Origin of the sequence: Ignatzschineria cameli (assembly GCF_003121895.1) — a bacterium.
Taxonomy (GTDB): domain Bacteria; phylum Pseudomonadota; class Gammaproteobacteria; order Cardiobacteriales; family Wohlfahrtiimonadaceae; genus Ignatzschineria; species Ignatzschineria cameli.
The window spans coordinates 1-7,636 of sequence record NZ_QEWW01000020.1 but is presented as its reverse complement, the minus strand read 5'-3'; the positions used below and the strand labels follow the sequence as shown (position 1 = coordinate 7,636).

At 43.2% G+C, this 7,636-nt stretch carries 6 protein-coding genes; 5 read left to right on the top strand and 1 reads right to left on the bottom strand.

Annotated elements, in window-relative coordinates; all coding sequences use genetic code 11:
• Positions 1 to 89 precede the first annotated feature (89 nt).
• Complete coding sequence (locus tag DC077_RS10765; RefSeq protein ID WP_157955568.1) at positions 90 to 230, top strand: hypothetical protein; 141 nt, start codon at positions 90 to 92, stop codon at positions 228 to 230.
• 296 nt (positions 231 to 526) lie between these two features.
• On the opposite strand, the gene DC077_RS10450 is transcribed toward DC077_RS10765, so the two are convergent.
• Complete coding sequence (locus DC077_RS10450) at positions 527 to 1,954, bottom strand: MFS transporter (RefSeq protein WP_109202456.1); 1,428 nt, start codon at positions 1,952 to 1,954, stop codon at positions 527 to 529.
• Between the two features lie 458 nt (positions 1,955 to 2,412).
• Here DC077_RS10450 and DC077_RS10445 point away from each other — a divergent pair, with 458 nt between their 5' ends.
• The 4 genes from DC077_RS10445 to DC077_RS10430 all read left to right on the top strand — a co-directional run bounded on the left by DC077_RS10445 (position 2,413) and on the right by DC077_RS10430 (position 7,297).
• Positions 2,413 to 4,812 (top strand): TonB-dependent receptor domain-containing protein, encoded by a 2,400-nt coding sequence (locus DC077_RS10445; RefSeq protein ID WP_162297648.1) that lies wholly within the window; start codon positions 2,413 to 2,415, stop codon positions 4,810 to 4,812.
• 260 nt (positions 4,813 to 5,072) lie between these two features.
• Positions 5,073 to 5,921 (top strand): energy transducer TonB, encoded by an 849-nt coding sequence (locus DC077_RS10440; protein WP_109202454.1) that lies wholly within the window; start codon positions 5,073 to 5,075, stop codon positions 5,919 to 5,921.
• Between the two features lie 195 nt (positions 5,922 to 6,116).
• Positions 6,117 to 6,845, top strand: coding sequence for a MotA/TolQ/ExbB proton channel family protein (locus DC077_RS10435; RefSeq protein ID WP_094567733.1), 729 nt, complete (start codon positions 6,117 to 6,119; stop codon positions 6,843 to 6,845).
• Between the two features lie 8 nt (positions 6,846 to 6,853).
• A complete protein-coding gene (locus DC077_RS10430) occupies positions 6,854 to 7,297 on the top strand; it encodes an ExbD/TolR family protein (protein ID WP_094567732.1) in 444 nt (147 codons plus the stop codon).
• Positions 7,298 to 7,636: the final 339 nt, after the last annotated feature.

Below are 7,636 nucleotides of genomic sequence, written 5' to 3'. Positions count from 1 at the left end.
TCCCGCCGTTCAAAAAACCTTCTTATTTGTTGAAATAACAGAGGTTGATGAGTTGCCGGAGATTACCCCTGCATTCTTCTACAATTTGCATGCCGGCAAAAATCGTTGCCTTAACGATTAATCATATTGAAAAAGGGGCTGAACGCTGCCGGTCCTCACTATCTCGTAATTCCACAAATCGCGCGCCGGCAGAGGGCGATCTCTCTATCGCCGGCAGAAGACATCATTGATGCCAGTAGGCGGGCATGCAGAGGCAAAAAGAATGAAATAGTCGGTTCCCGCCGTTCAAAAAACCTTCTTATTTGTTGAAATAACAGAGGTTGATGAGTTGCCGGAGATTACCCCTGCATTCTTCTACAATTTGCATGCCGGCAAAAATCGTTGCCTTAACGATTAATCATATTGAAAAAGGGGCTGAACGCTGCCGGTCCTCACTATCTCGTAATTCCACAAATCGCGCGCCGGCAGAGGGCGATCTCTCTATCGCCGGCAAGAGGGGATCTTCCAATCATCGGCTCGTGATCTTTTATTCCTGCTCTTCTTTGGGAGTGATTGGTGCGCCATATTCTTGTAAGAATGCTGCGTAACTATATTCACCGAAGGGGAGAAGTGCGTAGCGTTCTACTTTTGATTTTTTCTTCTCAATTTCAGCCGCTTCAATCTCTTCTCGTAGCGCTTCTTTAATCTCTTCAGCCTCTTCATTATGCATCGCCTCAATAACGGCATCTTCATCGATACGTGGGTCTAAAGTTGCGGCAGCAATCGGGGAGAGATGACCATCGGGGAGAATAACGTGGGGCAGGGAATCTTCCACATCGGTTTTGAGTCGACGACTCGCTTTGAGCAGATTCATCCAGATAATGGCGATCGCAATAACAAGTGTGAAAAGATAGAGACCTCTCGCATCATAACGTTCCATAAGATAACCGGAGACTAGAGGCCCTATAGCAGCACCAATCCCAAAGAGCATCAAAAGAATCGCACTGAGCGAAACGCGTTTATCCTCATCAATATTGTCATTGGCAATCGCTACCGAGAGAGGGTAGAGCGTAAATTGAAGCGCGATAGCAAAAAAGCTAATAAGCCCAATATAGAGATTGGTGATCCAAGGGAGATTGATCACGATGGAGAGCGTTAAAAGAAGAATCGCCACAATAGAGATCAGAAGAAGACGATTCATGCGATCAGAGAGAAGCCCCAAAGGCCATTGAATAATGAGCGATGCCGCAATCGCAATTGCCATATAGCTCCCTGCTTCTTGGGTATCGAGCCCTAAACGCGTTGCAAAGATAGGACCTAAACCATAGAAAGAACCCACCATCATGCCGGCAAAGAGTGTAATTACTAAAACTTGCGGCAAGGTTTTCACAAAGTAACCAATGTTGAGTGGCGCAGCCTTAAGTGGTGTTGGGTGAATAGCGCGAGTTACTGCTAAAGGAACAAGACAGAGTGAGAAAAACATCGAAACAATCATTAAGATGCGAATATCGATGGGGTCAATCACCGTTAAAGCAAGCTGTCCTAAAAGAACCCCTAAAGAGCTAACTGCCATATAGATCCCAAAGACAATCCCTCTTTGTGTCGGTTCAGCCTGATCATTGAGCCAACTTTCGATCACCATATATTGCACCATCATCATAAGTCCCATGATAAAGCGTGCCGCAAGCCAAAATTCAATATAGTCGAGAAGCCCAATCAAAATCACCGTTGCAGCTGTAACACCTGCACTAGCGACATAACTACGGATATGCCCGACGCGCGCAATCAATTTATGCCCCAATTTGGCACCAATTACCAAGCCCGCATAGTAGGCCGATGTCAAGCTACTAATTAAGATATCGGTAATGCCCCGAGCTTCAAGATCGAGTGCTAAATAGGTCGTTAATAAGCCATTAGCAAAGAGCATGAAGAGTGTTGCGAGATAGAGAGAAGAGAATGTGGTAATTGTCCGCATAAATTTGAGCTCTATAGAGAAAATGATCAATCGTGAATAATAAATAATCAGCTGTGAAAAAGTAGAAAGAGATAGCAAGAACTGGTAAGAGGTCACCCGATCAGAGGAAAATTTAAGATAACTTTCGCTATTTCATTGCCCTATATCATAACGCATCATCGATAAATGTAAAAAAAGAGCGCAATTTCTCAGAAAGTAGAGATATGATTTTGTTTACTTCTTATTCAATTCTCAAATGCAATTGAAAATAATTATCATTGCCATTGACATTACCAACAAGAATGATAATAATTCCTATTAGTGAAAAGTTAGCGCATGCTGATAGCAATCACAATGATAATGATTTATATCTAAGCGGCGATAATCTACTTTTACCTCAACACTTATGATGAGATTGAGGGCACTTTATTCTGTTTTATTCTCTTTTAGTTTATGAATTAATGAAGGAATCGGTATTCATGCGTCGAAATATACTCTCCCAACGGTTGCGTCTTGCGCTTGTGATGGCAGCAACCTCAACACTTCTATGGACAGCACAAGCTGATGAAATCCCTCTCGAACAGAGCGAGGTAGATCAATCGGAGTTAGTCAATGCAGTAGATCTCGGATCACTAGTTGTGACAGCTTCAGGATTTGCCCAAGAGGTGAAAGATGCGCCGGCTTCAATTTCCGTTGTAGGACAGGAGAGCATCAATGAGAAGCCTTTTACCAATATCGGTGATGTGTTAAGAGATATTGAAGGGGTGAATATTACTCGAGGGGGTAAGACGGGTGGAGTAGATATCGGTATTCGAGGATTAGAGAGTAAATATACCTTGATGATGATTGATGGTCAGCGCTTGAGCCAAAATACATCGGGCGCTCGTCCGAATGGCTTTGGTGATGTGGATTCAGCATTTATTCCACCAAGTTCAGCAATTGAGCGTATTGAAGTAGTAAGAGGCCCAATGTCGACGCTCTACGGTTCAGATGCGTTAGGTGGTGTTGTTAACGTGATCACTAAAAAAGTCCCCGATAAATGGGGAGGACAGGTGAGCGTTGCGATCGAAGAGCCGACAGATAGTAAATATCCCGGCGGCAATACGACCTCTTTCTATCTCGGTGGGCCGATAAAAACTGATCTTTTAGGGTTAGCCTTAATGGGAAGTTTTCAGACACAACGGAATGCGAAAGGGACATATCTATCAGCAAAAGATGAATATACTCCACTCTATAAACTTGGGGGTTTTGGTGAGCGTAGAAACTTCAATTATGGCGCTCGCTTAAGCTTTACGCCGGAGAACCAAGAGTTTGTCTTAAGCTATGATCGAGGCGTACAGCGTTATGATAATAGTGAAGGGCAATTGGGAACATTAAATAGTGAAATTATTGATAAAAATAATGCCGCATCCAAAAAATGGGCCGCAACAGGGGAAAAACAGTTAGCTGACTATAATAGTAAAAAAGCAGCTTACGATGAGGCTATGGCTAAAGATCCTAATCAAACTGCCGTAAAAAATCCTGGGAAAGTTCCAAATCCAGGATATAAAGGTGGCGGAGGTTATTCAGATCATCTTCGCTTTACGAGAGATAGAATTGGTCTTACTCATCGAATCGATTTAGATTCTGTCGTTGTTGAATCAGGACTTCTCTGGGATCAGACAAAAACGATTGGTAGAACCAATCCGATGGTTATTGCTAGTGGGAATTCAGCCCCTTATGAGCTGGAATATAGTCCATTATCAGGTCAAAAGCGCGATATCAAATATACCAATCTCATCTTCGATAATAAATGGATGTTTGGTCTCGGGGACCACTTTATCAGTGCCGGTATGCAATATCGTCATCAAGCATTGAAAGATACATTAGTAGAATCACCGTTAGATATTAAGCAATATCAATGGGCACTCTTTGCAGAAGATGAGTGGATGATTAATGATGACCTTATTGCCACTTTTGGTCTTCGTTACGATAAGAATGAGGATTTTGGAAGTCACTTTAGTCCGCGTGCCTACCTTGTTTGGAATATTGATGACAATTGGCAGGTTAAAGGGGGCGTAAGTCGTGCCTTTAGAGCTCCTGATCTTCAACAACTCCATGATGATGTTGTGATGGTGACAGGGCAGGGAACAGCGCCTATTTTAGGAAATCCAAACTTAAAACCTGAAACCTCAACATCGGCTGAATTAGGTTTCTCCTATACCAATTTAGATGATTTTAACTTCAACGTGACCGCATTTTATACCCGCTTTAAGGACAAAATCGATTCTATAGAGATCTGCAAAAATGATACGAGCGCTCGTTGTAGTAAGCTCAAGAGTGATTGGCCTGATGCAGGTAAAATTAGCCAATATCAAAATTTAGATAACGCTAAATTGTATGGTATTGAGTTAGGTACGCGTTATCAAGCATTGGAGAATTTAGCTCTTAGTGCGAACTATACCTATACAGAGAGTCGATATCGTGATAATGCTAATCGTCGTATTCCTTTTAGTAAAACGCCTCGTCATATGGTCAACTTAAAGGGTGACTGGAAGATTACACCAGAATGGAATCTTTGGGCTGAAGCTTCGTTCCGTGCTAAAGAGTACAGAGGTCAAGAGATGGGGCACGGTGTTGATGCGAAAGGGAAAGCAACAACCTTTGCCCTTGATAAAAAGCTCTTCTATCGCTCTTATACCCTTGTCAATGTGGGGGCAAGTTATAAGCCTGCGCGTGATCTATCGATTAACTTTGGCGTCAACAACCTCTTTAATAAGAACTTTATCGATTATCAGGAACCGGAAGCTTATGGTCTACGTGGAAAAGGGTATCAAAACCGCTACGCTCGCGTAGAAGAGGGGCGTAAGCTCTGGTTAAAACTCAACTACGAGTTTTAGTGAGTTTTAGACGATCCTAGATGAACCTAGAGCTTCTTAGGGCGTGATCTTAAAATGATCTTAAAATGGCGCTGATCTTCTGCTCTCCTTTGCAAGATCGGCGCTCTAAGATCAGCGGCCAATCAGCTTATCTTTTAGCTGTGGTTAATCCTTTAGATCACTATTTTTCTATCACTTTAATCGTTACACTTGTTTCATAGCGATGGGGGGCAATTCTCTAATAGGAATAAAACTTCCCTCAATCGCAATGAGATCGAGAAATGATTGATTCAACCGCAAAAGTAAACATGATCAATAATGGCAATAAGATAACATTAATTGTGGCGCTACTCTGTGTCAGCTTGGTGCATGCTGGGGTCTATATGGGCTTAACGGCGGCAGGAAGCTCTCAGCAGATGGTGATGCAAGAGGGCGATGCAACGATGTTGACAATGTACAATGTGCAACTTGCCGGCATTACCGATGAGAAAGAGGGAAATGCAGAAGATTCGGCCATTGAGGCGGAAGCAGTTGAGTCTGATGTGATTGAAGAAGTTATTGAAGAGCCGATTGAGGAGATAGCACCTGAGCCGGAAAAAGTTGAGCCTGAAGAGGTGAAGGAGCCGGAGATTATACCGGAGCCAGAGATAGTGCCAGAACCCGTTGTAACTCCCGAGCCGATTCAAAAGCCAGAAGCGCCTCCTGTGATTGCGACAAAAGAGCGCTCAGAAAAGCAGGTGCAGAAGGTTGCTGAGAACCGTCCAAAACCAACGCCAAAGCGCGAAGCGCCTAAAGCGGCGAAAAAGCCACAGAAAGCAGCTGAGAATGCGCGAGCAGTTCAGCAGGCCAAGGCGGTCTATAGCGAGAGTGAAGTTAATGTTTTAAGTAAGCCAACGCCAAACTATCCGCGTGCAGCACGGCAACGGAAGATGCAAGGGCAGGTCGATCTGATTGTATCGATCGGCACCGATGGCGCTGCACAAAATGTTCGTATCGCTCGTTCATCAGGGCATGATCTTCTCGATAAAGCGGCAACTAAAGCGGCACAAGGAATTCGTCTAAAGCCTTATCGAATTAACGGCGTGGCAACACCTATTCAGGTTAAGATTCAATATCTCTTTAAGATGTAGAGATCCAACAGTAGGCGCTATTGATCGATCCTCAAATATGACTCTAAATAGGATTACTCTAAATGGGCTTTGAGTTTAAAAGATGAAAGGTTAGGGAAAGCTCCCTATAATAAGTAACAAATTAAGTGAAAAGATTCAGCAAATAATCAATCGTAGAATCATTGATAGATATTAAGTGGACAGAAAAGGAATAAAATGGAACCTGTGGTAGAAAATTTAGGATTTATCAGCTTTATTGAGCAGGGTGATCTTGTGACAAAGACACTCTTTGTGATCCTTATTATTATGTCGATCCTTTCGTGGTTAGTGATCTTTTTGAAGTTTTTTCAAGGGATTGTAGATCGCGTAAAAGGGAAGAAGTTTCTGTTCGACTTTTGGCATGCAAAGACACTCAATGAAGCTGCGAAATTGATCTCCTCTAAGCCCACAACACCGCAGGAGCTTCTTGCTAAAGAGGGTTTTCAGGCGCTACATCGCTATCAGTCAGGGCTCGATAATATTCAGAGTAATAGTAGTCGGAAAGAGTACCTCACCTCTATTTTGCGCGTGACGCTCGATAAGATTCAATTAACCATTGAAAATGGGGTCACCATATTAGCTACGATTGCAGCTACCGCACCGTTTGTTGGGCTCTTTGGAACAGTTTGGGGAATCTATCATGCATTGATTGAGATCGGTTCAACGGGTGCCGGCACAATCGATAAAGTTGCAGGACCTGTTGGGGAAGCGCTTATTATGACCGGATTAGGTTTAGCAGTCGCGATCCCTGCGGTAATGGCACATAGTTGGTTGGTGCGTCGTAATCGTCTACAGATGGGAAATCTCGATTCTTTTGCCTTTGAACTTCTTTCGATCTTAGATCGCTCACCTCAAACAAAATCTAAAGCGAATCAAACCACAACATCACTCGATAGTGAAGCGTAGGGGGAGATATGTCATTTGGACGTTTAAGAGATAAGGGTTACGAATCGCGAGCCGAGATCAACATGGTTCCCCTTATCGATATTATGTTGGTTCTTTTGGTAATCTTTATTTTAACAGCGCCTCTTGTGACTCAATCGGTGAAGTTAAAATTGCCAGAAGCGGTGGATCTAAAAGAAGAAGTAGTCGTACAAGATCCTGAAAAGCCGGTACTAATCGCCATCAATGCTGATAATGAGCTCTTTATCAATGATGAAGCGATCGACTTTGAGTCAGCATTACCTCGTTTAACAGCGATTAAAGAGGGAAGTGAAAAGGCACCGATGATTCAGTTACATATCGATTCTTCAGTCCCTTATCAAGAGGTGGCAAAGATCGTGACAATTTTAAGTAAGGTGGGATTAGCCAATATCGGCTTTGTCTCTCTTCCAGAAGAGGGAAGCGCCCAACCTTAATATGATCTGCAATCTGCGGATATGTAGATATATGGGATAATTAGATCGCCGGCAATGGGAATAGCTCCCTTGCCGGCGAGTGTTTTTTGGAAATATACGATAGTGAGATCCGGTAGCGTTCAGCCTCTTCTCTTTTGATGAATAATTTGATGAACGATTCTTAAGAAGGTTTATTGAGCGGCGGGAGCCGACTATTTCGTTCTTTTCGCCATTGCATGCCCGCCATTTGGTGCTTTCAGCACCGCGGATGATATCTAAAGTAGCGATATTTGCCGGCATGCAAACTGTGGAAGGATGTAGCGGTCATCTCCGGTAACTCATCAACATTTATAAAGATAA

Coding starts and splice junctions, on each gene's coding strand:
- DC077_RS10445 (WP_162297648.1), top strand. CDS start 2,413: ATGCGTCGAAATATACTCTCCCAACGGTTGCGTCTTGCGCTTGTGATG.
- DC077_RS10765 (WP_157955568.1), top strand. CDS start 90: ATGCCGGCAAAAATCGTTGCCTTAACGATTAATCATATTGAAAAAGGG.
- DC077_RS10440 (WP_109202454.1), top strand. CDS start 5,073: ATGATTGATTCAACCGCAAAAGTAAACATGATCAATAATGGCAATAAG.
- DC077_RS10450 (WP_109202456.1), bottom strand. CDS start 1,954: ATGCGGACAATTACCACATTCTCTTCTCTCTATCTCGCAACACTCTTC.
- DC077_RS10430 (WP_094567732.1), top strand. CDS start 6,854: ATGTCATTTGGACGTTTAAGAGATAAGGGTTACGAATCGCGAGCCGAG.
- DC077_RS10435 (WP_094567733.1), top strand. CDS start 6,117: ATGGAACCTGTGGTAGAAAATTTAGGATTTATCAGCTTTATTGAGCAG.